The sequence below is a fragment of the Actinoplanes sp. NPDC051513 genome (assembly GCF_044454685.1).
GTDB lineage: Bacteria > Actinomycetota > Actinomycetes > Mycobacteriales > Micromonosporaceae > Actinoplanes.
In genome coordinates, this window is record NZ_JBITDW010000009.1 from 196,816 (window position 1) to 222,678 (window position 25,863).

The following is a 25,863-nucleotide window of genomic DNA, read 5'->3' on the forward strand; positions in this document are numbered from 1 at the left end:
GGTGGCCGGCCTTGCCCTTGTGGCCGGGCTGCTCACCGCGCCGGAGGCGGCGTCCGCCGCGCTTCCGTGCCCCTGCTCGATCTGGCCCACGACCGCGGCGCCCACCAGCCCGGCCGACTCCGACACGTCGGCGGTCGAGCTCGGCGTGAAGTTCCGCTCCGACCTCGCCGGCTTTGTCACCGGGGTGCGCTTCTACAAGGGGAGCGGCAACTCCGGCACGCACGTCGGCCACCTGTGGAACGCGAGCGGCACCAACCTGGGCACGGTCACGTTCACCAGTGAGACCACGACCGGCTGGCAGACCGCCACGTTCGCCGCGCCCATCGCGGTCGCCGCGAACACCACGTACATCGCGTCGTACTACGCGCCCAACGGCCGGTACGCCGCCGACAACGGCGGGTTCGCCTCGGCCGCCGTCGACAACGCTCCGCTGCACGCGCTGCGCGATGGCACGGACGGCGGCAACGGCATCTACCGGTACGGCACCGGCGGCGGGTTCCCGACCAACACCTACCAGTCCTCGAACTACTGGGTCGACGTCGTCTTCAACACCACCGCCGCCGACACCGCGCCGCCGACGGTCACCAGCACCAACCCCGGCTCCGGCGCGACCGGCGTGGCCACCACGTCCACGGTCAGCGCGACGCTGAGCGAGCCGATCCAGACCGGCACGGCCGCCCTCGCGGTCACCGCCGGCAGCACCACGGTGCCGGGCACGACCGCGTACAACGCGGGCACCCAGACCCTCACCTTCACCCCGGCGAGCGCGCTGACGTCGGCCACGACGTACACGGCGACGGTCAGCGGGGCGAAGGACACCGCCGGCAACACGATGAGCCCGTCCACATGGAGTTTCACCACCGCGGACACATCCGGCTCGTCCTGCCCGTGCTCGATCTGGCTGTCCACCGCGACGCCGGGCACGGCCAACGTCAGCGACAACAACGCGGTCGAGGTCGGCGTGAAGTTCCGGGCGAGCGCCGGCGGCTTCATCACCGGCCTGAAGTTCTACAAGGGCTCCAGCAACACGGGCACGCATGTCGGCTCGCTCTGGAACACCGCCGGCACCCGGCTGGCGACCGTCACCTTCACCGGTGAGAGCGCCAGCGGATGGCAGAGCGCCACGTTCCCCAACCCCGTCGCGGTGACGGCGAACACCACCTACGTGGCGTCGTACCACACCGACGCGGGCTTCTACTCGATCACCAACAGCGGCCTGTCGGCCGCGGTGGCCCGCGGCCCGCTGACGGCGCTGGCCAACGGCACCGACGGCGGCAACGGGGTCTACAAGTACGGTGCGAGCGCGTACCCCACCGACACCTTTCAGGCGACCAACTACTGGGTCGACGTCGTGTACAATCCGAGCGCCGCGGACACCGTCGCCCCGACGCTGAGCAACCGGGCCCCGTCGTCCGGCGCGTCCGGCGTCACCACCGGCACGGCGGTGACGGCCTCGTTCAGCGAGCCGGTCACCGCGTCCACCATCGTGATGTCGCTGACCGGCCCGTCCGGGGCGGTCACCGGCGCCACGGCCTATGACGCCGCCGGCGCCACGGCCACGTTCACCCCGGGCTCGGCGCTGGCGTACTCGACCACGTACACGGCCTCGGTGAGCGGCGCCCGCGACGCGGCCGGCAACCAGATGACGCCGGTGACCTGGAACTTCACGACCGCCGCGGCGCCGCCGCCTTCCTCGGACCAGGGTCCGGGCGGGCCGGTGCTGGTGATCAGGTCGTCGGCGAGCGGCGCCGGCGGGTTCACCCCGTTCCTCAACGAGGTGCTGCGCACCGAGGGCCTCAACGAGTTCGCCGCGGCCGACCTGTCCACGGTCACCGCGTCGACGCTGAGCCAGTACGACGTGGTGCTGCTCGGGCAGACCCCGCTCACCGCGGCCCAGGTCAGCATGTTCACCGCCTGGGTCACCAGCGGCGGCAACCTGATCGCGTTCCGCCCCGACAAGCAGCTGGCCGGCCTGCTCGGCCTGACCTCGTCGACGGCCACGCTGCCCGAGGGGTACCTGAAGGTCGACACGACGTCGTCGCCCGGCGCCGGCATCACCGACCAGACGATTCAGTACCACGGGACCGCCGACCGGTACACGCTCAGCGGCGCCCGGGCGGTCGCCTCGCTGTACTCCAACGCGACCACGGCCACCACCAGCCCGGCGGTGTCGCTGGTCAACGTCGGCAGCAACGGCGGGCAGGCCGCGGCGTTCAGCTTCGACCTCGCCCAGTCGCTGGTCTACACCCGCCAGGGCAACCCGGCCTGGGACGGCCAGGAGCGCGACGGCACGGCGCCGATCCGCTCGGACGACCTGTACTTCGGCGGCACCACCGCCACCGACTGGGTCAACCTGTCGAAGGTCGCCATCCCGCAGGCCGACGAGCAGCAGCGGCTGCTGTCCAACCTGATCGAGTCGATGAACCTCGACAAGAAGCCGCTGCCGAAGTTCTGGTACTTCCCGCGCAGCCTCAAAGCGGTCGTCGTCGCCACCGGTGACGACCACGCCAACGGCGGCACGTCGGGCCGGTTCGACCAGTACTCGGCGAACAGCACGACCAACTGCGTGGTCGACGACTGGCAGTGCGCCCGGTACACGTCGTACATCTATCCGGACTCGCCGCTGAGCAACGCGCAGGCGTCGAACTACCAGTCCCGCGGCTTCGAGGTCGCGCTGCACCCCACCACCGCCTGCCTCGACTACACGCCGAACTCGCTGGCCGGGGTCTACACCAACCAGCTCGCCCAGTGGCGGGCCCGGTACACCTCGGTGCAGGGCCCGGTCACCAACCGGGTGCACTGCCTCGTCTGGTCGGACTGGGCGAGCGAGCCCACCACCGAGGCGGCCAACGGGATCCGGCTCGACACGACGTACTACTACTGGCCCGGAACCTGGATCAACGATCGGCCCGGCTTCATGACCGGCTCGGGCCTGCCGATGCGCTTCTCCGGCAAGACCGGCGGGCTCATCGACGTCTACCAGGCGGCCACCCAGATGACCGACGAGTCGGGCCAGAGCTACCCGTTCACCATCAACACGTTGCTGGACAACGCTCTGGGCTCGCTGGGCTACTACGGGGCGTTCACCGCCAACATGCACACCGACAACGCCACCGAGTTCGCCAGTGACCAGATGCTGGCCTCGGCGCAGGCCCGCGGCGTGCCGTTGATCTCGGCCAAGCAGCTGACCACCTGGCTCGACGGCCGAAACGCCTCGTCGTATTCGAACATCGCCTGGTCGGGGACCAACCTCTCGTTCACGGTGAACGTGGGCTCGGGCGCCAACGGCCTGACCGGCATGGTGCCCACGCTCGGCCCGGGTGGCCGGACGCTGACCACCCTGACCCGCGGCGGCTCGGCGGTCTCCTTCACGAGGACGACCATCAAGGGCGTCGAGTACGCGATGTTCACGGCCGCGTCGGGTGCGTACGTGGCCGGTTACGGATCCACCGCGGCGGCTGCTGCTCCCGCGGTGACCGCGACGGTCCTGACGGCCGGCAGCACCAGCGCGGACGTCACGCTGGCCGGCACGACGGCCAGCCAGACCACCATCGAGTACGGGACGAGCGCCGCTCAACTGTCGGCGAAGGTCGTGGACGGCACCCAGGCCGCCAACCGCACCGTGCAGTTGGACGGGCTCAAGCCCGCCACCACCTACTGGTACCGGGTGCGGGTCACCGCTCCGGGCGGCAAGACCGTGGTCTCGCCGCTGCACCAGCTCGTGACCGACGCGCCGGACGCGAAGGCGCCGGCCACCTCGAAGGTGTCGGTGCTGTCCCGCCCTGACGGAACGGCGACGGTGTCCTGGAACACGGATGAGGCGGCCGCCGCGACCCTCCAGGTCGGCGACCAGGCGAACGCCCTGGCCGACTGGCCGGGAGACCTGACCGGCAAGCAGCACAGCGCGACGGTGACCGGGCTGAAGCCGCAGGCCACGTACTACTACCGGGTCCGTAGTGTCGACCCGTCCGGCAACGTGACGGTGTGGCCGGCGCTCGGCAAGCCGGCGGCGACGTTCGTCTCCACGGCGGCCGGCGTGGCCGACTACACCGCCCCTGGCCTGCGCACCGGCAAGGCGAGCCACACCACGGTCGCGGCCGGCGGCGTACGGCTGGCCGGCAGCGCCCGGACCGGCACGATGGTGTCCCGGGTGCTCGACGCGGGCCAGATGGTCAACTGGGACCGGCTGTCGTACCAGGCGGCCGTTCCCGCCGGCGGCAAGGTGCGGATCTACGTCCGTACCGGCAGCACCACCACGCCGGGCGCCGGCTGGACCGGCTGGAAGCTCGCGGGCCAGGGCGACCGGGTCGTGGGCGGCTCGCGCTACGCGCAGTACCGGGTGGAGCTGACCCGCGGCAGCGGCGGCTCGCCGGTCCTGCGGGGCGTCGGCATCACCAGTGACGCGAAGCCGCTGGATCTGCCGAAGGAGACCGGGAACAAGTAGGGAGAACCACGAACGCCCGTCGTGGCCGCCTTCCCGGCGGCCACGGCGGGCGTTTCGCTGTCCGGACCGTCAGGCCCGGACCGTCAGGCCCGGACCGTCAGGCCCGGACCGTCAGGCCCGGACCGTCAGGCCCGGGCGGTGGCTCGGGCCTCGCGCAGGGGCGCGCCGACCTCGTGCAGGTGACGCAGCGCCGTACGGTACGACTCGATCAGGCCGGTCTCCTCGTACGAGACGCCGACCTCGGCGCAGTACTCCCGCACCATGGGCTGGACCTTGCGCAGGTTCGGCGTGGGCATGGCCGGGAACAGGTGGTGCTCGATCTGGTAGTTGAGGCCGCCCAGGGCGACGTCGACGAACCAGCCGCCGCGCACATTGCGCGAGGTCAGCACCTGCTTGCGCAGGTAGTCCTCGTTCCCCTCCGGGTGCGGCATCCCCTTGTGGTTGGGGGCGAACGTCATGCCCAGGTATACGCCGAAAAGCGCCTGATGTACGACGAGGAAGGCGACCGCCTGCAGCGGCGACAGGACGATGAACAGCGCGCTCAGATAGGCGACGGCGTGGATCGCGAGCAGGCTGCTCTCGAGGCCGCGTCGCTTGACGATGCCCGCCCGCAGCGCCTTGATGCTGGAGACCTTCAGGTCGATGCCGAGCAGGGTCAGCAGCGGAAAGAACAGGCCGGCCTGATGACGAGTGATGAAAGCCTTCAGCCCCCGCCGGCCGAGCGCCGATTCCGTCGCCCAGATCAGCACCTCGGGCGCCACGTCCGGGTCGAGGTCGTCGTGGTTGGGGTTGTTGTGGTGGCGGGTGTGCTTATCCATCCACCAGCCGTAACTCATCCCGATACCGAGGTTGCCGGCCACCAGCCCGGCGATCTCGCTCGGGCGCTTGGTGCGGAAGACCTGCCGGTGCGCGAGGTCGTGCGCGACCAGGGCCAGCTGGGCGAACGCCACCGCGAGGAAGACCGCCACCAGCAAGCTCCACCAGGAGGAGCCGATCAGGAAGAAGGCCGCCCAGCCGCCCGCCACCATCAGGCCGACGATGGTCAGGCGCGCCACGTAGTAGACCGGCTGCCGGCGCAGCAGGTCTTTCGCGTTGACTCGCCGGTTCAGTTCCGCGAAGTCGCTGCCGCTGGCGGCTCGCGGCGTAGTCGTTGCCGTCATGGTCGAATCCTTGTCGGCACCGACCGCGAATTCAGGAGTGCAGGGCCCCAGCCGCCTTGGGGTGCCAGCACCCTTGTGCCATTTGATCGGCCGACGCGAGATGATGGGTACGTGATGCTCGGAAACCGCATGAAGGCGGGCTTGACCGCAAGCGCCGACAGCGTGTTCGCGATCGGTCTGGGCATGCTCAACCTGCCGATCCTCGCCGTCTGGCTGGCCGGGCTGGCCCTGTGCCCCGTTCCCGTGCTCGGTACCGACCTCCTCGCCGTGACCACCAGGGTCGTGCGGTGGCGCGCCAACCTCGAGCGGCGGCTGGGCACGCGCGCCGGCGTCCCGATCCGGCGCCCCTACCACCCGCCGCCCGACCACGGCGCCCTGGGCACCCACCGCTGGCTCAGATGGATCATCACCGACCCGGCCACCTGGCGTGACATGGCCTGGCTTCTGCCGGGCGCCCTCATCGCGGTGCCGCTCGGGCTGATCATCGTGAGCCTCGTGGCCTACAGCCTGGCCGGCGTCGGGCTGCTGCCGCTGTGGCTCTTCCTCGGCGAGGTTTGGTTCGGGTACGGCGTGTTGTGGCCCACCGCCAGCCATGCCGACGCCTGGCTGGCGCTTCCCCAGGGACTGGTCCTGCTCGGCGTCACGCTGTTCGTGGCGCCGCTGCTGCGCACGACGGCCTTCCGGTTCGCACGGATCTTCCTCGCGCCGACGGCCAACGCCGAGCTGCGGCTGCGGGTGGCCCACCTGACCGTGAGCCGGGCGGGCGCCATCGACGCCCAGGCCGCCGAGCTGCGCCGGATCGAGCGCGATCTGCACGACGGTGCGCAGGCCCGCATGGTGTCGGTGGGAATGACGATCGGGCTGGCCGAGCGCCTGGTGCTCCGCGACCCGGTCGCCGCGCTGAAGCTGCTCGCCGAGGCGCGCGCGTCGAGCGCCACGGCACTGGTCGAGCTGCGGCATCTGGTCCGCGGCATCCACCCACCGGTGCTCGCCGAGCGCGGGCTCGAGGGCGCCGTCCGCGCGCTGGCGATGAGCCTGCCCGTGCCCACGGCCGTCACGTCGCGTCTGCACGGCCGCTTCGACGCGCCGGTCGAGTCGGCGGTCTACTTCGCGGTCGCCGAGGCCCTGGCCAACATGAGCCGGCACGGTCGCGCCGGATCGGCCTGGGTGACCATGGCGTACGCCGAGGGCCTGCTCACCGCCGAGGTCGGCGACGACGGGGTGGGCGGCGCCGACGCGGCCCGCGGCACCGGCCTGCACGGCATCGAGTCCCGGCTCGACACGTTCGACGGAACGATGGCGATATCTTCCCCGGCAGGCGGCCCGACCGTCGTGACCATGGAGCTGCCGTGCGCGTTGTCATCGCCGAAGATCTGACGCTGCTCCGGGACGGGCTGACCCGCCTGTTGCGGGCATTCGAGTTCGACGTGGTCGCCGCGATCGACAACGGGCCCGCGCTGTTGCCCGCCCTGCTCGATCACCAACCGGACGTCGCCGTCGTCGACGTCCGGCTGCCGCCGACCTACACCGACGAGGGGCTCAAGGCGGCCATCGCCGCTCGCGCCGCGGTCCCCGGCCTTCCGGTGCTGGTGTTGTCCCAGCATGTCGAGCCGCTGTACGCCCGGGAACTGCTCACCGACAGCCGCGGCGGCGTCGGTTACCTGCTCAAGGACCGCATCTCCGACGTCGACCAGTTCGTCAACGCGGTCCAGCAGGTCGCGGCGGGCGGCACCGCCTTCGACCCCGAGGTCGTCACCCAGCTGCTGGCCCGGCGCGAGCCGCTCGCCTGCCTGACCCCGCGCGAGCACGACGTCCTGCGGCATATCGCCGAGGGCCGGTCCAACGCGGCCATCGGGGCCAAGCTGTTCATCACCGAGAAGGTCGTCAGCAAGTACATCAACAACATCTTCACCAAGCTCGGGATGCCGCCGTCGGAGGACGACAACCGGCGCGTGCTGGCCGTGCTCAAGTTCCTCGACGCCTGATGCCGCCCCGCCGCGGGGCGTACAGTGTGAAACCGACTCGCCTAATTCCGCCTCGGAGAAGTTCCATCGCCTTCCCGGAGCCTCACGAGGAGCCCTATGCCGTTGACCCCGGTCGACATCCACAACACGGCCTTCAAGAAGGCTCCTATCGGCAAGCGCGGCTACCACGAGGAAGAGGTCGACGCCCTCCTCGACGCGGTCACCCAGCAGATGATCCAGCTCCTGGAGGCGAACGACGCCCTGCGCGAGCAGGTCCGCCGGGCCGATGCCGCCGCCGCGAACCAGACGGCGCCGGTCGGCCCCACCGAAGCAGAGTTCTACGCCGCCAGCGAGGAGCTGAGCCGGGCGCGCCGCGCGTGCGACCGAGCCGAGCAGAACGCGCAGACCCTGCATGGCCTGCTGGCCGGCGCTCGCTCCGCCCGCCCCGCCGATCCGGCCCCCGCGGGTGACGACGGCGTCCTCGCCGTGGCACACCGCACCGCCGACCAGCACATGCGCAGATCCGACCAGGAGGCGCGGGGATTGCTCCTCGACGCGCGCGCGGAGTCCCAGCGGATCGCCCAGCAGGCGCGGCTGACCGTGGACGGCATCACCAAGGACGCGCGCCGTCGCGACAGTGACGCGGCGGCCGAGCGGCAGAGCGGCCACACCGCACTGCTCCAGCAGATCGCCGATTTGACCGACTTCGCCGCGCATTACCGTGCCGCGTTGTGCCAGCACATACGCCACCAGGCCGAGATCTGACCGCCGCGGCGGGCGCTGCGCGGTGACCGCTACGGCTTGCGGGCCACGGCGCCGTAGACGGAGACCTGCGCGTCCGACGGCTGCGGCTCGGTGGGCTCGCCGAGGCTGGGCCGCCACGCGGGCAAGATCTGCAGCCCGGGGTCCACGAGCTCGACACCGGTGAAGAACCGTTCGATCTCGGGCCGGGAACGGACCTTCATCGTGACGCCCTGCCGGCGGTAGACCTCGGCCACCTTCTCCCACGCCTCCGGCCGGAAGTCGCCGGTCAGGTGCGACACCGCAAGGTAACTGCCGGACGGCAGCGCCGCCAGCAGCCGCTCGACGATGGTCCACGGATCGTCCTCGTCGCCGACGAAGTGCAGGATGGCGATGAGGAGGAGCCCGACCGGGCGGTTGAGGTCGAGGGTGTCGCTCATCGCCGGCGAGCCGAGGATCGAGTCGACGTCGCGCAGGTCGGCGTCGATGTAGTCGGTCCGGCCGCGGGGATCGCTGGTCAGCAGCGCGCGGGCGTGGGCCAGCACGATCGGGTCGTTGTCGACGTAGACGATGCGGGAGCGGGGATCGATCCCCTGGGCGACGTGGTGGACGTTGGGCGCGCTCGGGATGCCGGTGCCGATGTCGAGGAACTGATCGATGCCCTGCTCGGCCAGGAACCGCACTGCGCGGCGCAGGAACAGCCGATTCTCCCGCGGCGGGATCCGGCTGTCCGGGTTGGCCTGCAGGCCCTTCTGAGCCGCCTCGCGGTCGGCCGCGAAGTTGTCCTTGCCGCCGAGCAGGTAGTCGTACACCCGGGCCGGGTGTGGGCGGTCGGTGTGCAGGTCCACCTTGGTCCCGAGGTCCAGCTCGCCGTGCTCGCCCATCCGTGAATCTCCTTCGCGCGCGCCCGAGGGAGCTGATCATACCGTCCTACGTGGACGAGACGGTGACGTTCCGGCGCAGTAAAGGTCTGTGTGACCGGTTCCCTACGCTCGGTAGTGAATCTAGGTTGCTGGATATTCGAAGGCAACGATGGAGAAGGGAAGGGCACATCGTGGCGTCTCGGTTCTCACGAAGACGTCTCGCTGCCACCGCCGCCGGCCCCGCGCAGGCCTCATCCGGCCACGCGTCCGAAACGCCCGGATTCGGGCGCGGTGCCGACTACGTCGCGGCGAATTGGCGGGAGCGTTCCGTTCGAAGTGATCAGGTTAGAGAAGGGCCCGGGTCAGCATCCCGCACGGTATCGCTGGCCACCTTCAACCGGACGCGGCCAGACCGTTGGCCAACTTCGATCGGACTGGCGATCGATCGGCGGACGGGACAAGGTGTCGCCTCCGGTTGAAGGTTGCGGATGACCTGACAGGCGCGGGGCCCTCGAGGCGGTACTGATGTGCGGCCGGGCACTACGGCTGCCGACCGGCGTTTGGGCGTGGCCCCGGATGGGCACCGCATACCAGAGACGCTACATCTGTAGCGGATGGGAGGTCGTGATGAACCACCTCGACGTTGCGATTGTCGGTGCGGGTCCGACCGGGCTCGCGCTGGCCTGCGAGCTTCGGCTCGCCGGTGTGAGTTGCCGTGTGTTCGAGCGCCGCAAAGACGACCCGAACATCACGCGTGCGTTCGCAGTCCACGCGCGGACTCTGGAGCTGCTCGACGCCCGCGGGCTCGCGGATCGGCTGGTCGAGCGGGGACTGGTCGTGCCGAGCGTGCAGCCCACACCCAAGACCGTGCTGGACTTGTCGAAGATCGACAGCCGGTATCCGATGCTGCTGATCGTTGCTCAGAGCGGCACCGAGCGGGTGCTGGCGGACCGAGCGCGCGAGCTGGGCGCCGAGGTCGTGTCTGGAGCCGAGGTGGTGGGGCTGGCACAGGACGGCGACGAGGTCCGCCTCGACCTGGACGGGCCCGGCGGCCGGTATTCGGTGCGCGCGTCGTACGTGGTGGGCGCCGACGGCGCGCACAGCACCGTGCGGCGCCTGCTCGGGGTCGACTTCGTCGGCCGGCAGTACGAGACGCACATCCTGTTGGCAGACGTCCAGGTGGACCGGCCGCCATCGGACCTGCTGCTGGGTACGGCCAATGTGGGCGGCCTGGTCCTGCTGGTGCCGTACGGAGATGGCTGGTTCCGGGCGATCGCCTGGGATCGCACCCGCGACCGGGTTCCGCTGGGCGAGCCGGTCACCGCCGACGAGGTGCGCGACGCGTTCCGGCGGATCGCCGGCGACGACTTCGGCATCGGCGAGCCGCGGTGGCGCACACGGTTCCTCAGCGAGCGGCGTCAGGCCAGGCATTATCGGGTGGGCCGGGTCTTCCTCGCCGGTGACGCCGCGCACGTGCACTCGCCGCTGGGCGGCCAGGGCATGAACACCGGCATCCAAGACGCGTTCAATCTCGGCTGGAAGCTTGCCGCCGCCGTGCACGGGTGGGCGCCGCCCGGGCTGCTGGACAGCTACCACCGGGAACGGCATCAGGTGGGCGCGCGGGTTCTCGCGCTCACTGACGGGTTCAACCGGCTGGCGTTGTCGTCCACGCGGCTGGGCCTGTGGGCGCGTCAGACGGCGATCCGCACGTTGGTCCGGGTCCCCCCGGTCCGCCGGCGGGTGGTCGGCCGGATCACCGGGGTGGGGATCGGTTACGACCGCCCGCGCGGCGCGCACCCGTGCGCCGGCCGCCGGCTGCCCGACTTCGGTGACGCCCGCGAGGCGTACCGGGCGCTGCGCACGGGCCGGTTCGTGCTGGTCACGCGCGCCGCCGCCGGCCTCGCGGCCGGTCTGGAGGACGATACCGGCTGGTCCGAGCGACTGGTCTCGGTCGACCTCGCGCCGGCGGAAGGCGCACCCGCGGTGCTGCTGTTGCGGCCGGACGGGTACGTGGCCTGGGCCAGCGACCGGGCGGACCGGGACGAGGTCCGGCAGGCGCTGCGGCACTGGCTCGGACCGGTCCGGGCCGGCCAGCGGTAGCGGATACCCATGCCCGCGGTCAACGTGGCGCGCCGCGACCGGCTGGCGGACGCCGCTGTCGAGCTGCTCGGCCGGCTGGGAGTCCGGGGGCTGACCCACCGGGCGGTGGATGCCGAGGCGGGCGAGCCGCCCGGCACCACCTCCCGGTACTTCCGGACCCGGCACGCGCTCATGTGCGGGGCCGCCGAACGGATCCGGGTCATGCACTTCGCCGACCTGGCCCGGGCGCCGCGCGGACGGCTCGCGAGGTCCGCGGTGACCGACCACCTCGCCGGACTCGTCGTCGCCGCGCTGACCCAGCAGCGCACCCGGCACCTGGCCGCGCTGGAACTCTTTCTGGAGGCGACCCGCCGCCCAGAATTGCGTGCTGTGCTGACCGGGGCGCGGCACGCCCAGATCGCGCAGATGCGTCAGATCCACCACACCGCAGGTGTCGATCTGACCGACCATCAAGCGGCGATGCTCGTGACCAGCCTCACCGGCCTCATCTTTACGGCGCTCAGTACGCCAGACGCGATCGGCCTGCAACGGCCCGAGGATGCCGGCGACCTGGTGCGGCAGCTGGTCGCCGCGCCTGGTGCCAGCTTCGGCGCTGCCGGTCAGTTGTGACTCCGCCGAACGGCGTGCCGCCCCATGCCCCGACCAGACGCCGGTCATGATGCTCACCGCCGTCACCCCGGCCCGCGGATGCACGGGGCACGGGCGCCACGGCCATCTTGGCGATATTCCTGCTCGCCAGCGTGATCTCGCATGTGGTCAGCACGGTCACCTGGTCGCCGTACGGCGGTGGCGACTCGGTCGCCATCTGTGGCGTGGTCGGTGCCCTGTCAGTGCTTTACGCGCTGCGCGGCGACCGGCTGGTGCTGCGCCGGCACTCGCTGCTGGTCCCCGTCGCCGCGCTGGTCCTGCTCCTGCTCACCAACAACCACGGCGTCGGGCTCGCGGCCGGCTGCCTGCTCGGCCTCCTATCGGCATGCCACGACCCCCGAAAACGCGCAGCCGACTCGGCCAGTGCTGTCCGATCATCAATGATCATGGCGGTGGATCGAGGTTACGGCCTGAGAGATGACAAGGTGGTTGAGAATCAAGTGCCGTGGGTCATCTCAACCGATCTGGCATTGTGTTGGATCATTGTTCGAGTTTGGACGATCATGACGACAGCCTCAGTTGGCCGGATGGCCTTCAGAGTGACCGGGGATGCTTTGCGTAGTCGACGGTGAGCCATCGTTCCGGCCGCATACGAAAAAGCACGTTTCCGGCCACGTCCCGCGTGTCTTCGATGTACCGGTCGCCCAGTTCGGTGCCGAGATAACGGCGTGCGAGCGTGCGCCCATCGCGCTCAAGGTCCACTGCTTCGACCGCGACGATCGGCCCCTCCACGCTGACGTACTTATACGGCAGCGTTTCCGCTTGTACGCACAGGCTGAGCCGGCCCGCGCGCTCTAGCAGCCGCCCCTTTCGCGACGTCCGGCCGGTGATCATTCGCACCTCGCCCCCTGGCTCGTAGGAATACCACATCGGAACCACGAGCGGCCCATGACCATCTTCCGCAACGCTGATGACGGCCACATGAACGTCGGCCAGAAACGCCTCCCGCTCTTCCTTCGTCATCGTGAGCGCCATCGTCGCCCCTCTCAGTCGGCGAGCTTCCGAGACTAACCTCAATGGGGCAGGTACCACAGCGGGAAGGTGTCTGAGTGCTCTTCGGCGCCGCTCCATGCCTGGGCGCCAGGCACAGTCCGGCCCGAGGCTCGATCCGTTCCTGACCTCGCGAACGGGTCGTCACGAATCGGCCGGCCATCCGGTCCTGGTCACAGGAGCGACGACGCGGTCGTCGTGCGATCGGAGAGGGCGGCAATCCGACGAACAAGAGCGAGCCCCGGTGGTCACCCACCCGCCCCACCCCGGCCGAGCTGGCCGCCCAGGTGGGCGACGTGCTCGGTGACCTGCCCCGCTTCGTCGTCGCGCCGTTCCGGCGGCGTTGGCATCTGACCTGGGGCGCGACCCCGGCGGAGGCGTCCGCGGCGATGCCCGGCGACGGCCTGCTGCCGCGCTCGCAGTACTGCGCCACCCGCGCGATCACCATCGACGCCCCGCCGGAGCGGGTATGGCCGTGGCTGGTGCAGGTCGGGGTCGGCCGCGGCGGCTGGTACGCCGATGATCTGCTGGACAACCTGGCCCGGCCCAGCCTCGGCGAGATCGTCCCCGAACTTCAGGACCTCCGGGTCGGCCAGCGGCTGGCGATGACCCCACAAGCCGGCGAGCGGACCGCGTTCACCGTCGACAGCTTCGAGCAGCCGTCGTGGCTGCTCTGGCGTACCCCGAACCGGACGTTCGCCTGGCGCCTGACGCCGTTGAGCGGGGATCGGACCCGGCTGGTCAGTCGCATGCGGACCACCTACGAATGGCGCCGGCCGTTGACGCCGTTCACCGTCATGCTGATGGAGCTGGCCGACTACCCGATGATGCGGCGCATGCTGCGCGGCATCCGGGACCGGGCCGAGACCCGGCGCTGACCGGGCCGGGACCTCGCCGCCGCGCGGGGCGACGGCGAGGTCCCTCCTGCTCAGCCGGCGGCGCCGTAGACGCCCACCTCGACGGTGTCGACGAACGAGCAGCCGCTGAGCTGGCTCGGGCAGCTGCCGCCCTCGTCGGCGACCTGGGTGCCGAGCATGGTGTAGCGCACGAACCGCACGCCGGCGGTGCCGGCGGACAACGTCACCGGGTTCATCCGGTCGCGGTCGGCCGGTCCGAAGTGCCCGGAGGCCGCCACCGTCCAGGCGGCGCCGTCCGCGGACGTCTCCACCCGGTAGTCGCCGGCCGACGCGCTCGGGTCGTCGCCGCAGTTGCCGGTCGGGTTGATCTCGATCGACCTCAGGTCGACCGCGGCCGGCAGCTGGATGGTGACGAACCGCGGCTCGATCGCCGTGCCGCCGGTGATGACCGCGTCGGAGCTCCACCCGCTGCCCTGGGACATGTCGATCGCCTGGCCCGGGCCGCAGCCGAAGCCGCTGTAGTCGTCGCCGTTGAAGTCGGCCACGGTGGCGCCGCCCTGGGAGGCGGCCCAGTCGCGGCGGACGGACCAGTCGACCGTCGTCGGCTGTCTGGTCACTGTGACCGTCTTGACCTGGCTCTCGAATCCGGCGCCGCCGGCCGCCACCTTCGGGTACGTGCCGACGAAGACGTTCTTGATCTGGTAGCGCCCGTCGGCGCCGGTGACCGCGGCGTAGGAGCCGGCGAACCCGGAGCTGTGCCCGCCGAAGGTGACCGCGACCCCGGCCGCCGGTTGTCCGCCGCCCTGGTCGGTGACGGTGCCGGCGATCGTGCCCTTGGCCGAGTGCGGCGAGGGCGGCGTCGAGAAGTCCTCGACCGGCGCGGTGTCCGAGCCGTCGACCGCGGCGGCGAAGAAGCCCATGCCGCGGTTCGCGAAGACCTTCCAGATGTCGCGCTGGTGCCGGCCACCGGCCACGACGAGATCGGCCATCAGGATCGAGTTGCGCATGTCGAGGTACGACGGGTCGGCGGGGGAGAGCTCCATCGCCCGGGTCACGAGCGACTCGGAGAGCCGGTAGCCGAGCTTGGTGCGCAGGTCCCACAGCGTCTGCGCCCAGATCTCCCCGTCGGCGTGCACCTCGGGACCGCGCCGGGAGATCCGGCCGAAGTCGCCGTACGTGTAGCCGCCGGGCCCCGCGGTCGGGGTGCCGGGGCACACCGTGGCCGGGGCGCCGACCGTGCAGTCCAGCGGCTCGGTGCGGATGGTGTTCGCCCCGGCCGTGGAGTACTCGAAGATCACCAGTTCGCCGGGCTTCGCGGTGTCCCGCTCCAGCCCCTCTTTCTGCAGGTAGTCGTAGGCGTACCAGTCGCTCCACGCCTCGCCCATGGCGCCCGACTGCGGGCCGTTGAGCGTGGACACCCCGGCCGCGTCGACGACGAGCCGGTTGGACAGCCCGTGGGTGTACTCGTGGTAGACCGAGGACGCCTCGTTGCCGACGTCGGACGGCACGTACGGGTCGTCCGCGGCCGGCGTGTTCGCGGCCGGCTGCAGGTACATCTGCATCGTCGGGGAGGTCCCGTCGGGCGGGGTCGACATGTTGGCGTTGTCGACGTGGTTGCCGTCCGGGAAGCCGTTGTCGGTGTTCGCCCCGTCGAGGTCGTTGACCTGCACCGCGTCGCCGTCGCGGGTCTCGAAGTTGCCGGCGGCGCGGGTGAAGCCGATCGGCGCGGCCAGCAGGTGATCGTGGAACACCGAATTGAAGTACAGCAGCTGGGTGGCGTCCATCTCGCGGTTGTCGTTCCACGAGAACGCCACGAACGGATTCCAGGTGCACTGGAACTGTGCCGAGCACAGCTCTCCGGTGAACTGCTTCAACGGATACCGGAAGTGGCCGGGCGAGCTCGGCCCGACCTCCTCGCCGGCGTCGGCCGCGTTGTTGTCGTTCAGGTCGGAGAAGACGTGCGCGGAGTTGCCGGTGAGGTTGGTCGCGTGCGGGGACATCCACTTGCTCAGCGAGACCCGGCGCTGCTTGCCGCCGGCCGGGGCGCCGGGATAGTTGTCCCACACCAGCGCGTCGGGACCGGCGTCGTTGTCGGTGAGGCTCTGCCGGTAGAGGACGCGGCCGTTCTGCGCGTCGATGACGTGCAGGTATCCGGTCTGCATGGTGAGGGTCTGATACCCCAGGCGCAGGCCGGCCACGGTCGGGAAGGCGACCAGGCTCGCCTTGTCGCTGACGGTCGAGCGCGTCTCCCGGGCGTCGCGGCGCGCCGTGTCCAGCGCCTGGACGGCCGTCAGCTTCGCGCCGGCCAGTGAAGCGGGCATCTGCCGTACGGGCGAGCCGGTCATCTGGATGAGCGCGCCGTTGCGGGCCACGTCGGCCCGGATGCCGTTGCCGAACACCGGCACGTCGCCGACCCGCTGCAGGAAGCTCAGGTGGTGCGTGCCCTCGATGTCCACGTAGTCGCGCCGCAGCTTGAGGGTCGCCGGGTCGACGCCGAACAGGTCGGCGTGCGCCTTGAGGTAGTCGCGGGCGACCTGGACGGCCGGTTTCCTCGACGGCCCGGTGAGGAAGCCGTCCAGCCGGGCCACCTGTCGCGGCGTGCCGGTCAGCGGGTCGAGGTCGACGATGCCCTGATCGCCCAGTTCGGAGCGCTTGCCGCTGACCGAGGCCGGCGGCTGCGCCGTGAGGGTGGCCGCTTTGGCGTGGAGCATGCCGGTGACCGCGGGGTCCTGCCGCGCGTCATAGTTCGCCGGTGCGGTGGTGGTGTCCGCCGTCCGTGCCGAGTGCGGAGCCGCCATCGCCGGGCCGGAGCTGATCGCGGCCGGAGCGAGGCCGACGGCCAGCGCCGCGGTCCCGGCGAGGGTACGTCTGAGGTTGGTCTTCACTGAGCCAGACTGGCAAACCTATTGATCGAGATCAACGGGTCACGAGCAGAAGAACGTCAGCCGCGTACGGGGATGGGTGCGGTCTCGAGGCTTCGCCACAGGTAGAGGCAGGCCCGCGTCCGGTAGGGGCGCCAGGGCTCGCCGAGCCGGGTCACCGTCGCCGCGTCCGGCGGCCCGGCGAGACCGTACTGCGCCTGCACCGCCTTGCGGATGCCGAGGTCGTTGGCGAGCAGGACGTCGGGGCGGTGCAGGCTGAACACGAGAAACACGCCGGCGGTCCACTCGCCGACGCCGGAAACCGCGGTCAGCTGCCGCCGCACCTCGTCGTCGGGCAGCTCCGGCAGACGGTCGAGCTCGAGCGCGCCCGTCTCGACATGCTCGGCCAGCGAGCGCAAGGCGCGGGTCTTCGCGTGCGACAGGCCGGCCGCGACCCGCAGCTGATCGAGGTCGGCGGCCAGCAGCGCCGCGGCCGAGGGAACCCGGCCGCCGAACCGGCCGGTGATCCGGTCGAACATGCGACGGGCGGCGGCGGTCGAGAACTGCTGGCTGACGATCGCCAGGATCAGCGCGCCGAACCCGTCGCCGCCCGCGTCGTGCGGTGCGAGCTCGCCGACCGGTCCCCAGCGCCGGATCAGGTCGCGCATCGCCGGGTCGACGGCGGCCAGGTGCCGATCGGTCTCGTCCAGCGGCGTGCCGTCGGGATAGCCGGAGAGATCGTCCGATGCAGCCACACCCCGACAGTAGTTCCGCCGCGCCTCGTTCTGGGGCAACCAGCAGGAGCTGCCGGTGCAGATCTGCGTCGTCGGCGTCGCGATCTGGCAGGCGCAGCAGTCCTCCTCCGGCGGTTAGGGCCCTCAGGGCGTCTTGAACTGTTCCGAGGGCTTCCCGTCCATGTAGTCGGCGACCGTGTTCCACACCGCCGGGTTGATCACGTCGTGCTTCATCTGGTCCTTGTGGGCCTGCCAGTCGGGATTGACCATGTAGCCCGCGACGACGATCGAGGTCGTGCCGACCACCAGCGAGGCGGTCTTCTCGGCGTCGGTGGTACCGGTCTTGCCGAACACCGGGTGCCTGACCACCCCGCGGGCGGCCTTGGCCGTGCCGGTGCCGGCGCAGCTGCCGAGCTGGGCCTGGTCGCCGACCGGGCAGCGGGTCGCGTCGAGCGCCTTGCGGGCCACCTCGGGAGTGGTCGCCTGCTTGCAGCTCGGCTGCCCGGCCTTCAGCTTCTCGCCCGTGTGGGTGGTGATCTGCTGGACCGGCGTGGGCTGGCAGTACTTGCCGTCGGCGGCCAGCGTGGCGTACGCGTTCGCGATGTCGAGCGGGGTCGACGCCGAGACGCCGAGGGTGAACGAGCCCCAGTCGTGGGCGTACTTGGTGGCCAGGTCGTTGTCGCCGGGCTCGCGGAACTGCACGCCGAAGCGTTTGGCCACGTCGACGACGTGCTCCGCGCCGATCTTCTCCTGCAGCGGCACGAAGTACGTGTTGACCGACGCGCCGAAGCCCGTCCACATGTTGTACGAGCCCTTCTCCTTGTCGCTGGAGTTGGACGGGCAGTAGTGGCCGCCGCAGGCCGCGGGCGCCCCGGAATCGAGGTAGAGCGGCGACACGTACCGGGGCGTGGTGTTGATCGTGAAGTCGAGCCCGACGCCGTTCTCGAGCGCGGCGACCATGGTGAACATCTTGAACACCGAGCCGGCCTGGTAGCCGTTGATGTCGCCGCCGCCGGTGATGATCGGGTTGGTGGTGTTCGGGTAGGTCGCCCGCGCGCCGGCCTTCTTCTTCGCCGGGTCGGAGGAGAGCGGGTTCGGGTTCGCCGCGGTCGGCAGTTTGAACTTGCGGTTGGCCGCGAGCGCCAGCACCTTGCCGGTGCCCGGTTGCACGGCCGCGAGCAGCAGGGCGTTGACCGAGTCGTCCTTGCGCTGCTGCAGGATGCGCTTGCGGGCGGCCTTCTGCGCGTCGATGTCGAGGGTCGTGACGATCTTGTAGCCGCCGCTGCGGAGCCGGCGCTCCCGCTCGTACGAGTTGACGCCGAAGGCCGGCTGGCTCATCCACCACCGCTGGAAGTAGTCGCAGAAGAAGCCCCACTCGTTGCGGGACACGTCGGTGCAGCCGTTGCCTACCGGCCTGGTCGTGCGCGGAACCACCTCGGCCTTGGCCTTCGCCGCCTGGTCGGTCGTGACGAAGCCGAGCGACTGCATGTCGTTGATGACGTAGTCGCGGCGCTGTTTGGCCTTCGGGTAACCGTCCTTCGTGGTCGGGTCGAACAGCGAGGTGCCCTTGACCATGCCGGCCAGCAGCGCAGCCTGCGCGACGTCGAGATCCTTGGGCTTCTTGCCGAAGTAGACCTGGCTGGCCGCGTAGATGCCGTAGGCGCGGTTGCCGAACGGCGCGATGTTCAGGTAGCGCTCGAGGATCTGCTGCTTGGTGAGCTGCTTCTCGAGCTCCAGCGCGTACTTCATCTCGGCGACCTTGCGCTCGCTCGTCTTGGCGGTGGCGGCCACGACCTCGGACGCGCTGGTCGTCGAGTAGGTCAGCGACATGCGCACGACCTGCATGGTCAGGGTCGACGCACCCTGCTGGTCCCCGCCGTTCTGGTTGTTCACGAACGCCCGGGCCAGGCCTTTGAAGTCGACGCCGTGGTGCTGGTAGAACTTGTGGTCCTCGGCCGCGACGATGGCGTTCTGCATGGTCACCGCGATGTCCTTCAGCGGCACGTCGCTGCGGTACTCGTCGTACATGACGGCGATCTGGGTCTTGCCGTCCGAGGCGTAGATCCGGCTCATCTGCGGCGAGGTCTGCTGCTTGATCTCGCTGGGCAGCTCGGAGAAGCCCTCGGCGCCCGCCTTGGCCGCCAGCCCCGACAACGCCACCGCCGGGAACGAGGCGGCGGCCAGCACCACTCCCGCGAGCAACCCGCACATCAGCAGGGAGCTCAGATTCGTCAGCGGATGGCGTTCACGGAAGCGTTTGGCGAAAGGCACGGCGGCCAGGTTAACGGGTTAGATCAAACGGGCTTCAGGGGATTTTTCGCCCGTAGTGGATGAATTGCCCCGATGCTGAGCCGTTTACCGGCAAATAAGTGTGGCCATCCACACGCGCCGCCGGCACCCGGCCGGTGGCCCCTCATTTCCAGGAGATTTCCAGATCCTTTCTTGACAACGTTGTCAGTGGACGCGAGGCTGACGATCTCTGACCCGGGCGCCCTCCGGGCGCCTGCTCCCCCCTGGAGTTGTGCATGAAGTTGATTGGCGGCCCGCTCGCTGCCTCCCTCGTCCTCCTGATGCCACTAGGACTGCTGGCCGCCCCGACGGCGGCCAACGCCGCGGTCACCCCCGGCGGCTTCAGCTCCTCGTTCGAGACCGCCGACCCGCAGCCCGCCGCGACCACCGCCGAGGTCGACGCCCAGGGCAAGCCGATTCAGGGCAACCTGACCGGATCGGCCGGCGCCGCCCTGCCCGGCAGCGTGCTCAAGCAGGTCAGCGCGGTGACCGCGAGCGCCGAGAACCCGCCCGGCGAGACCGCCGTCAAGCTCAAGGACAGCGACTCGTCGACCAAGTGGCTGGCGTTCGCCCGGACCGGCTGGGTCACCTACCAGCTGGCCGCGCCCGTCGCCGTCGCGAAGTATTCGCTGACCTCGGCGAACGACGCGGCGGGCCGCGACCCCAAGGACTTCACCCTCCAGGGGTCGAACGACGGCGCGGCGTGGACCGATCTGGACACCCGGACCGGCCAGACCTACGCCGGCCGGTTCGCGACCAATGTCTACAGCTTCACCAACACCACCGCGTACGCCTGGTACCGGCTGAACATCACCGCGAACTCGGGCGACTCGATCATCCAGCTCGCGGACTGGGACATCAGCGACGGCTCGAACGTGCTGCCACCGGCCACCCCGATGGTCGCCGTCGTCGGCGCCGGTCCCAACCGCGGCTCCAACCAGAAGCCCAACGCCGGGTTCACCGGAGTGGCCTCGCTGCGGTACGCCGGCGGCGCACAGACCGACGGGCGCTCGTACGCGACGAACAAGCTGTTCGACGTCAACATCCCGGTCGGACCGAAGTCCCGGCTGACCTACAAGATCTTCCCCGAGCTCACCGGGGAGAACCTGCAGTACCCGTCCACGTACGCGGCCGTCGATCTGCACTTCACCGACGGCAGCTACCTCAGCAGGCGGTCCCCGGTCGACCAGCACGGCAACGCGCTGACGGCCGCCGGGCAGGGCACGTCGAAGGCGTTGTTCGCCGACGAGTGGAACGCGGTGCAGTCCGACATCGGCGCCGTCGCGAACGGCAAGACGATCGACCGCATCCTGCTCGCCTACGACAACCCCGGCGCCACCGCCGCGACTCGCTTCCAGGGCTGGATCGACGACCTCGCCGTCGTGGGCACGCCGGCGCCGATCGACGGCTCCGCCCTCACCAACTACGTCGACACGCGCCGCGGTACCAACGCCTCCGGCGGGTTCTCGCGCGGCAACAACCTGCCGATCTCGGCGGTGCCGAACGGCTTCAACTTCCTGACGCCGGTCACCAACGCCACGTCGGACTCGTGGGAGTACGTGTACCAGCGGGACAACAGCGCCGCCAACCTGACCATGCTGCAGGGTCTTGCGATCTCGCACGAGCCCAGCCCGTGGATGGGCGACCGCAACCAGATGTCGGTCATGCCGGTGGCGGCCGGTGGCTCCCTCACCGGGCAGCCGAGCAGCCGCGCGCTCGCCTTCAGCCACAACGACGAGATCGCCCGGCCTGACTTCTACAGCGTCAAGACCCAGAACGGCCTGACCGCGCAGATGTCGCCGACCGACCACGGCGGCGTCATGCAGTTCACGTATCCGACTGGCAGTGCGACTGGCAGCCTCGTCTTCTGGAACGGCACGTTCACCGTCGGCACGGACGGCACCGTCACCGGCTGGGTCGACAACGGCAGCGGCCTGTCCGCCGGCCGTAGCCGGATGTTCTACTCCGGCACGTTCGACCGCGCGCCGACCGCGACGGCCGCCGCCTCCGCCACCTTCGACCTCGCGGCGAGCGCGAGCCCGACGGTGACTCTGCGGTTCGCGACGTCGTTCATCTCGCTCGACCAGGCCAAGCGCAACCTGGATCTGGAGGTCACCGGCAAGAGCCTGGACCAGGTCCACGCCGCCGCGACCGCGGCCTGGAAGGACCGCCTGGGCCGGATCGAGGTGAAGGGCGCGACCGAGACGCAGCTGGTCACGCTCTACTCGAACCTCTACCGGCTGAACCTGTACCCGAACTCGCAGGCGGAGAACACCGGCACCGCCAAGGCGCCGCACTGGCAGTACGCGAGCCCGGTGTCGCCGGCGACCGGCGCGTCGACCCCGACCACGACCGGGGCGAAGCTCGTCGACGGCCAGATCTACGTCAACAACGGGTTCTGGGACACCTACCGCACGGTGTGGCCGGCGTACTCGCTGCTCTACCCGGACATCGCGGCCAAGATCGCCGACGGGTTCGTCCAGCAGTACCGCGACGGCGGATGGATCGCCCGCTGGTCGTCGCCCGGCTACGCCGACCTGATGACCGGCACCAGCGCGGACGTCGCGCTGGCCGAGGCGTACCTCAACGGGGTCAAGCTGCCCGACCCGCTCGCGGCCTACGACGCGGCGGTGAAGGACGCGACGGTCGCCTCCGGGCGCGGCGAGGTCGGCCGCAAGGGCATCGAGACCTCGCTGTTCCTCGGCTACACGCCGACCTCCACCGGCGAGTCGGTGTCGTGGGCCCTCGAGGGCTTCATCAACGACTACGGCATCGGCAACATGGGCGCGGCGCTGGCCAAGGACCCGCGCACGCCGAAGGCGCGGCGCGACCAGCTCAAGGAGGAGTCGCAGTACTTCCTCGAGCGCGCCCGCAACTACGTCAACCTGTTCGACTCCAAGACGGAGTTCTTCCAGGGACGCAACGCGGCCGGCGCCTTCCTCGAGGGCGACCCGCTGGACTGGGGTGGCGTCTACACCGAGACCGACGGCTGGAACTACGCCTTCACGGCCCAGCACGACGGTCAGGGTCTGGCGAACCTCTACGGCGGGCAGAAGGAGCTGCGGAAGAAGCTCGACGAGTTCTTCGCGACGCCGGAGAAGGCCGACCACCCGGGCGGGTACAACGGCACGATCCACGAGATGCTCGAGGCGCGTGCGGTCCGCATGGGTCAGCTCGGCATGAGCAACCAACCCTCACACCACATTCCCTACATGTACGACTACGCCGGCGCGCCGGCCAAGACGCAGTCCATCGTGCGGGAGATCCTGCGCCGGCTCTACGTCGGCAGCGAGATCGGCCAGGGTTATCTCGGCGACGAGGACAACGGCGAGATGTCGGCGTGGTACATCCTCAGTTCGCTGGGCCTCTACCCGCTGCAGAACGGCTCGGACAACTGGGTCATCGGCTCGCCGCAGTTCAGCCAGATGACCGTTCACCGCAAGTCGGGCGACATCGTCGTCAAGGCTACGAACAACAGCACCAAGAATGTGTACGTGCAGAGCGTGGCCGTCAACGGAAGGACGCAGCGCGGCGTCTCGATCGACTCGTCGGTCTTCGACCGCGGCGGCGCCATCGAGTTCCGGATGGGCCCGAACCCGTCGTCCTGGGGCACCGGCAAGAACGACGCGCCGGAGTCGCTGACCAAGGGCAACGACGTGCCCAAGCCGTTGCAGGACACCACCGGCCCGGGTCTCGGCACCGCCACCGCGACCGGCGGGCAGGACGCGGCGAAGCTGTTCGACGACTCGTCGGTCACGCAGATGGCCTTCACCTCCGGCACGCCGCAGGTGAGCTGGGCGTACCGCGGGGACAAGCAGGCGCCGACCTACTACACCCTCACCTCGGGCGCCAAGGCCGGCGATCCGGCCGACTGGAAGCTGCAGGGCTCCCGCGACGGGATCAAGTGGACCACGGTCGACTCCCGCAGCGGCGAGACGTTCGCGTGGCGCAACCAGACCCGGCCATTCAAGATCGACCGGCCTGGTCGCTTCCAGCAGTTCCGCCTGGTCGTCACCGGGTCCACCGGCGCGGAGCAGGCGAACCTGGCCGAGATCGAGCTGCTCGCCGGCGGCGACGTCCAGCTCGGCGGCGGCGCGGTCACGGTGACCGCCTCGGCCGACGTGCCGGCGCGGGCCGGCGCGGCGGTCTCCGTCCCGCTGGCGACTGTCACCGGTGGCGCCGCGAGCGGGTACCAGACCACAGTGGACTGGGGCGACGGCACGCCGGTCACGGCCGGCACGACGGCGCTGAGCTCGCGAGCGGTGTACAGCGTGAGCGGCTCTCACACGTACGCGAAACCCGGGTTTTATCAAGCCTCGGTGACGGTGACCGACGGGACCAGCCAGGATTCCGCCACGGTCGGCGTCGATGTGGCCTACGTGCCGGAATCCGGCCTCGTCGCCGCCTTCGACGCCGTCTGCATCGGTGACGAGGGTGTGCTCGCGGCCAACTGCGACGCGAAGAACTGGGCGTACTCGCGGGCCGCGCTCGCGGCGGGCGGCGTGACCCAGGGCAAGCGGACGCAGGTGCCCGGGACCGCGTTGCAGTTCACGCTGCCCGCGACCCCGGCCGGGCAGCCGGACGACGCGACCGGCAATGGCCGGACGATCGTGCTCGACCTGCCCGCCGACGCCAAGAGCATCTCGTTCATCGGCGCCGGCACCCAGGGCAACCAGAGCACGACCGGCACGGCGAAGTTCAGCGACGGCAGCACCGCCACGATTCCGATCCAGATGAGCGACTGGACCCTCGGTGGCAACCCCAACGGCACGCCCTCGTACGGCAACATCATCGTTGCCCGGACCGCGTACCGGCTTCTCGGCACGAGCCGGGACGCCGCGCAGCCGTTCCTGTTCGCCACCGCGCCGTACCAGATCCCCGAGGGCAAGACGCTCGTCTCGGTGACCCTGCCGGCGCAGACCGGTGACCCCGGCTCGGCCGGCCGGATCCACGTGTTCGCCGTCGCCGACGACGGCACGCCCGGCCCCGAGCTGGCCGTGACGGCCGCGAAGGACCAGGCGGCCACCGCCGGGCAGGCGCTCTCCGCCGATCTGGGGTCGGTGACCGGCGGCGTCGCCGGCTACCACGCCCGGGTCCAGTGGGGCGACGGCACGGTTCCGTCGGACGCCGTCGTCGACGGCTCCGGCGCGATCAGCGGGACGCACACGTACGCCCAGCCGGGCGCCTACACGGTGCACGTCACCGCGTGGGACACGCTGTCCAGCGGCACCGCCACCTTCACGGTGACGGTGGCCAAGTCGGCGACGCAGGCCGCCACCTCGACCACCGCCAAGGTGGCCGAGCAGCCCGCGCCGCCCGCATACCAGCCGGAGGCGACCCTGTCGGTCACCGCCGGACCGCGCGGCACGGCCGTCACCGTCGACGGCTCCGGGTTCGCGCCCAACGAGACCGTCACCGGCACCTTCGGTGACGGGCTCACCGCCACGACCCTGCAGGCCAACGCCGACGGTGTCGTGTCGGGCGAGACGGTGAGCGTGCCGGGAGCGGCGACGCCGGGCCGGACCGGCATCACGCTGTCCGGCGCCGACTCGGCGACCAGGGTCGAGCTGCCCTTCACGGTCACCGCGCCGTAGTGCTCGATCCCGCCGGTGAGCAGGCCGCGATCATGGCCTGCTCACCGGCGGGACACCCGCCGGATGGGTTCGACGTCACGCCTGCTCAAGCTGCCGGGCGCGGAATCTGCGCGTAGCGTCAGCCGCACAGCCCCGGCCGGTGGCCTCTCGATATTCCAGCACCACGCTGCGGGAGGTTCCCATGAGTGGCACAACAGCATCGTTCACGCCCAGCCGTCGTCTGCTGGTGGCCGCGACCCTGCTCGTGGTGGCCGGCGCCATGTCCGGCTGCCCGAGCTCATCCGGCACGCCGTCGGCGACCGCCACACCCGCTCCGGCCTCGGCCGGGGCGTCGGCGGCCGGGCCGGCATCGGCCGCGGGCGGGTCCACAGTCGAGATCGGCAACTTCGCCTTCACCCCGCCCACCTTGACCGTCTCCCCGGGGACGTCGGTCACCTGGAAGTTCGACGACTCCACCGATCACACGGTCACCGCAGACGACAACTCGTTCACGTCCCAGCCGATGGGCGCCGGGCAGACCTACGAGCACACGTTCGCGACCGCGGGCACCCTGGCCTACCACTGCTCGATCCACCCCTTCATGAAAGGGACGATCGAGGTGAAATAGGGGCCAAGAAT

At 70.5% G+C, this 25,863-nt stretch carries 16 protein-coding genes; 10 read left to right on the forward strand and 6 right to left on the reverse strand.

The window, feature by feature from the left end:
• Nucleotide 1: 1 nt before the first annotated feature.
• Nucleotides 2–4,444, forward strand: a complete 4,443-nt coding sequence (locus tag ACIA5D_RS28320; protein ID WP_396033299.1) for a DUF4082 domain-containing protein — start codon at nucleotides 2–4, stop codon at nucleotides 4,442–4,444.
• Between the two features lie 125 nt (nucleotides 4,445–4,569).
• Here the strand turns inward: ACIA5D_RS28320 and ACIA5D_RS28325 are convergent, their stop codons facing one another.
• Nucleotides 4,570–5,604, reverse strand: a complete 1,035-nt coding sequence (locus tag ACIA5D_RS28325) for a fatty acid desaturase family protein (RefSeq protein WP_396033300.1) — start codon at nucleotides 5,602–5,604, stop codon at nucleotides 4,570–4,572.
• Between the two features lie 114 nt (nucleotides 5,605–5,718).
• Here ACIA5D_RS28325 and ACIA5D_RS28330 point away from each other — a divergent pair, with 114 nt between their 5' ends.
• The 3 genes from ACIA5D_RS28330 to ACIA5D_RS28340 all read left to right on the forward strand — a co-directional run bounded on the left by ACIA5D_RS28330 (nucleotide 5,719) and on the right by ACIA5D_RS28340 (nucleotide 8,333).
• Nucleotides 5,719–6,981 (forward strand): sensor histidine kinase, encoded by a 1,263-nt coding sequence (locus ACIA5D_RS28330; protein ID WP_396033469.1) that lies wholly within the window; start codon nucleotides 5,719–5,721, stop codon nucleotides 6,979–6,981.
• The gene (locus ACIA5D_RS28335) at nucleotides 6,954–7,589 is read left to right on the forward strand and encodes a LuxR C-terminal-related transcriptional regulator (RefSeq protein WP_396033302.1); all 636 of its coding nucleotides are present in this window, start codon (nucleotides 6,954–6,956) and stop codon (nucleotides 7,587–7,589) included. Before ACIA5D_RS28330 ends, ACIA5D_RS28335 begins: the two co-directional genes overlap by 28 nt.
• A 96-nt stretch (nucleotides 7,590–7,685) precedes the next feature.
• Nucleotides 7,686–8,333, forward strand: coding sequence for a DivIVA domain-containing protein (locus ACIA5D_RS28340; protein ID WP_396033303.1), 648 nt, complete (start codon nucleotides 7,686–7,688; stop codon nucleotides 8,331–8,333).
• Nucleotides 8,334–8,362: 29 nt separating this feature from the next.
• Here the strand turns inward: ACIA5D_RS28340 and ACIA5D_RS28345 are convergent, their stop codons facing one another.
• Nucleotides 8,363–9,193: an SAM-dependent methyltransferase gene (locus ACIA5D_RS28345; protein ID WP_396033304.1), complete on the reverse strand. Its 831-nt coding sequence runs from the start codon at nucleotides 9,191–9,193 to the stop codon at nucleotides 8,363–8,365.
• Between the two features lie 606 nt (nucleotides 9,194–9,799).
• Between ACIA5D_RS28345 and ACIA5D_RS28350 the strand changes: the two genes are divergently transcribed.
• The 3 genes from ACIA5D_RS28350 (at nucleotide 9,800) to ACIA5D_RS28360 (ending at nucleotide 12,492) form a co-directional block, all read left to right on the forward strand.
• Nucleotides 9,800–11,272, forward strand: a complete 1,473-nt coding sequence (locus ACIA5D_RS28350; RefSeq protein ID WP_396033305.1) for an FAD-dependent monooxygenase — start codon at nucleotides 9,800–9,802, stop codon at nucleotides 11,270–11,272.
• Nucleotides 11,273–11,281: 9 nt separating this feature from the next.
• Complete coding sequence (locus tag ACIA5D_RS28355; RefSeq protein WP_396033306.1) at nucleotides 11,282–11,881, forward strand: TetR/AcrR family transcriptional regulator; 600 nt, start codon at nucleotides 11,282–11,284, stop codon at nucleotides 11,879–11,881.
• Between the two features lie 107 nt (nucleotides 11,882–11,988).
• Nucleotides 11,989–12,492, forward strand: a complete 504-nt coding sequence (locus tag ACIA5D_RS28360) for a hypothetical protein (protein WP_396033307.1) — start codon at nucleotides 11,989–11,991, stop codon at nucleotides 12,490–12,492.
• On the opposite strand, the gene ACIA5D_RS28365 is transcribed toward ACIA5D_RS28360, so the two are convergent.
• Nucleotides 12,455–12,895, reverse strand: coding sequence for a pyridoxamine 5'-phosphate oxidase family protein (locus ACIA5D_RS28365; RefSeq protein WP_396033308.1), 441 nt, complete (start codon nucleotides 12,893–12,895; stop codon nucleotides 12,455–12,457). The genes ACIA5D_RS28360 and ACIA5D_RS28365 overlap by 38 nt on opposite strands.
• A gap of 311 nt (nucleotides 12,896–13,206) precedes the next feature.
• Between ACIA5D_RS28365 and ACIA5D_RS28370 the strand changes: the two genes are divergently transcribed.
• Nucleotides 13,207–13,788 (forward strand): SRPBCC family protein, encoded by a 582-nt coding sequence (locus ACIA5D_RS28370; protein WP_396033309.1) that lies wholly within the window; start codon nucleotides 13,207–13,209, stop codon nucleotides 13,786–13,788.
• A gap of 50 nt (nucleotides 13,789–13,838) precedes the next feature.
• On the opposite strand, the gene ACIA5D_RS28375 is transcribed toward ACIA5D_RS28370, so the two are convergent.
• From ACIA5D_RS28375 to ACIA5D_RS28385, 3 genes are all read right to left on the reverse strand, one after another.
• Nucleotides 13,839–16,652: a M36 family metallopeptidase gene (locus ACIA5D_RS28375; RefSeq protein WP_396033310.1), complete on the reverse strand. Its 2,814-nt coding sequence runs from the start codon at nucleotides 16,650–16,652 to the stop codon at nucleotides 13,839–13,841.
• 56 nt (nucleotides 16,653–16,708) lie between these two features.
• Nucleotides 16,709–17,383 carry a DNA-3-methyladenine glycosylase family protein gene (locus ACIA5D_RS28380; protein ID WP_396033311.1) on the reverse strand — a complete coding sequence of 225 codons (675 nt, stop codon included), beginning with the start codon at nucleotides 17,381–17,383 and terminating at the stop codon, nucleotides 16,709–16,711.
• Nucleotides 17,384–17,506: 123 nt separating this feature from the next.
• Nucleotides 17,507–19,573, reverse strand: a complete 2,067-nt coding sequence (locus ACIA5D_RS28385) for a transglycosylase domain-containing protein (RefSeq protein WP_396033470.1) — start codon at nucleotides 19,571–19,573, stop codon at nucleotides 17,507–17,509.
• Between the two features lie 314 nt (nucleotides 19,574–19,887).
• On the opposite strand from ACIA5D_RS28385, the gene ACIA5D_RS28390 reads away from it, so the two are divergent.
• Entirely contained in the window at nucleotides 19,888–25,245 is a 5,358-nt protein-coding gene (locus tag ACIA5D_RS28390) for a GH92 family glycosyl hydrolase (RefSeq protein ID WP_396033312.1), read from the forward strand.
• A 181-nt stretch (nucleotides 25,246–25,426) separates the two neighbouring features.
• Nucleotides 25,427–25,852: a cupredoxin family copper-binding protein gene (locus ACIA5D_RS28395; RefSeq protein ID WP_396033313.1), complete on the forward strand. Its 426-nt coding sequence runs from the start codon at nucleotides 25,427–25,429 to the stop codon at nucleotides 25,850–25,852.
• The last annotated feature ends 11 nt before the right edge of the window (nucleotides 25,853–25,863 follow it).